Source organism: Kitasatospora sp. NPDC091257, assembly GCF_044757675.1.
GTDB classification, from domain to species: Bacteria; Actinomycetota; Actinomycetes; order Streptomycetales; family Streptomycetaceae; genus Kitasatospora; species Kitasatospora lactacystinica.
Map to the genome: position 1 here is coordinate 1 of NZ_JBIVVI010001299.1, position 2,425 is coordinate 2,425.

General features: G+C 72.8%; 3 protein-coding genes. All 3 read right to left on the minus strand.

All coding sequences use genetic code 11. From position 1 onward, the window contains the following. Positions 1-119: 119 nt before the first annotated feature. Positions 120-1,367, minus strand: coding sequence for an MFS transporter (locus ACIQOV_RS37545; RefSeq protein WP_401055265.1), 1,248 nt, complete (start codon positions 1,365-1,367; stop codon positions 120-122). Between the two features lie 216 nt (positions 1,368-1,583). Continuing rightward, the gene (locus ACIQOV_RS37550) at positions 1,584-1,751 is read right to left on the minus strand and encodes a hypothetical protein (protein ID WP_401055266.1); all 168 of its coding nucleotides are present in this window, start codon (positions 1,749-1,751) and stop codon (positions 1,584-1,586) included. A 213-nt stretch (positions 1,752-1,964) separates the two neighbouring features. Further along, a partial coding sequence (locus tag ACIQOV_RS37555) for a PaaI family thioesterase (protein WP_401055267.1) occupies positions 1,965-2,425 on the minus strand: 461 nt, incomplete at its 5' end.

Here is a 2,425-nt window from a genome sequence, read left to right on the forward strand (position 1 = left end):
GTGGTGCGAAGGAGCGGTGTCGCGTGCGGCGTGGGGGTGTCGCGGGAGTGGTGCGTCGGGCCGGTGTCGGGTACGGCGCGGGGCGCCGGGGTGGTGCCGGGGGCCGGTGGGCGGGCCGCTCAGCGGCGGCGGGTGCGGGCGACCAGGACGAGGAAGGCGAGCGCCAGCACGATCGGGACGGCGTGCGAGACGCCGACCACGGTCAGCGGGCTGACCACCGCCAGCAGTGAGCCGCTCAACAGCATCCCGGTGCCCATGCCGACGTTCTCGGCGGACGCGAGGATGCCGAAGGCCTCGCCGCGCCGCTCGTCGGCGAGGGCCTGGATCCGGGTGGTGTAGGAGATCTCGGTGAAGCCGTCACCGAGGCCGGCGCCGATCGCGACCAGCAGGAAGAGCGGGGTCGGGAGGTCGGTGAAGACCAGGATGAAGCAGGCGGACATCAGGCAGGTGCCCAGCGCGAAGCCGCGCTCGCCGGGCTCGATGCCCCGGCGCAGCATGAACCGGGAGACCAGTTGCTGGGCGCCGAGGTTGCCGATCGCCCAGGTGGCCCAGAAGGTGCCGAGCAGTGCGGCCGGGTTGTCGGGGGAGGACAGGTTGGCGAAGACCGGCAGGCTGATGTTGTGGGCCGCGGAGCCGAAGGCGTCCAGCAGTCGGATCCCCGCCATGGCGCCCACCACCGGAGCGGCCCGCAGGACGACCAGTGCCTGCCACCGGGGGCCGCGCTTCCCGGCTGCCGGCGCGGGTTCCTCCGGTTGGGTCGCGGGTTCCTCCGCCGGGACGGCCCGGGTGGGCAGGGGCAGCCGGATCACCAGTGCCCCGAACAGGACGAAGCTGGCCGCGTCGATGAGCAGCGCGGCCCGGAATCCGGCCCAGGCCACCACCACGCCCGCGGAGGCGAAGCCGAGCACCATCGCCGTCGAACGGCAGCTCGCCATCAGGCTGTTGGCCCGGGCGCGGCGCTCGGCACCGACCATCTCGGGGATGCTGGTCCGCAGCGCGACGGAGGCCACCGCGGCGGCGCCGCCGAGGACCAGGGCGAGCGGGTAGAGCACGGGGATGCGCATCGAGGCCGGGACGAGGGCGACGACGACCAGTGCCAGCGCCTGGGCCAGGGCGCAGCCCGTCATCAGCCGCCGTCGCTCCAGCCGGGCCACCAGCCGTCCGGCGACCAGCCCGCCGACGAGGCCGCCGCCCAGTCGCAGGACCAGGTACCCGGCCGTGCCGAGGGCGTTGCCGGCGGCCTCGTAGGCGAACAGGCTCAGCGCGACCAGGTCGAGCTGGCTCCCGTACATGTTCAGGGCGTCGCCCGCGGCCAGCCGGTAGAAGACCCGGGGCAGCTTGCTCGTGGTCTGGTGCGTTGCTTCCAATGCGGTGTCCGGCACCGTGGTCCCCCCGGGCACGCCATATATGGCGGTTCAGTGTGACATTGCACCGCAACCTAGAGGGTGAACGGGTGTCAGATCAATGCTTAGATCATTTCCTGTCCAAAAGATCGCGCACTCGGCCGACTTACTGTCATCTTTCGCGCCACCCTGGCCAATTGTTGGCGTACGGACAGGCGGGCGGAGTGATCGACGCGGGGGTCAGCTGCGGCCGAAGAGCCTGCCGAACCAGCCCTTGCCCGCGCCGCCCCGGGCGGCGCAGTCGCAGCGGGCGGACGCGGGCACCCCGGCCAGGACCTGCTCCACGTGCATCCCGCACCCGGCGAAGGTCGGCTTCCCGCAGGTGCGGCAGGCGACTCGTCGGCACATCCCGTTCTCCGTTCTCCGGGCCCCCAGGGGTGGGGCCGCCCTGTCAATATACCCCACCCCGTATTCGTAATGTCGGATTCGTCCGGCCGCCGGGGCCGGAACGGCGGCAGGGCGAGACCGGTGCGCGGAGAACCGGCGTGCAGAGGGTCCGCGTGCGGGAAACCGGCGTGCGGAGAAGGAGTGCGCCGAGAAGGGGCGCCGAGGAGGGAGCTGTCAGGCCGTCCCGGGCCGGGCCTGCGGAATCGCGTACGTCAGCGTGGCGCTGGCCACCAGGATGCCGTCGGCGTCCAGCAGCTCGGCCAGGACCACGCACAGCCGGCGCCCGAACTTGGCCGTCCTGGCGTGCACGCGCAGCGCCCCGGGGCGCGGCCGGTTGAGGAAGCTGATCTGCAGCGAGCTGGTCAGCGCCATCAGGGTGGGCCCGAGCCGGGCGTTGATCAGGAGGAACGCGGCCAGGTCGCACAGCCCGGCCTGCTCCGGGCCCGAGACGGTGCCGCCCGGGCGGGTGCGCAGCCGGTCGCCGTCCACCGCCATGGTCAGGGCGTGGCCGTCCACGTCGGTCACCCGGCAGGCGGCGTAGTCGGGGAACTGGTCGGTGATCAGCTCATTGAGCCGGTCGGGGCCCAGGAGGACGTCGACGGTGGCGACCCCCGTGTTCGAGTCGGTGGTCATGG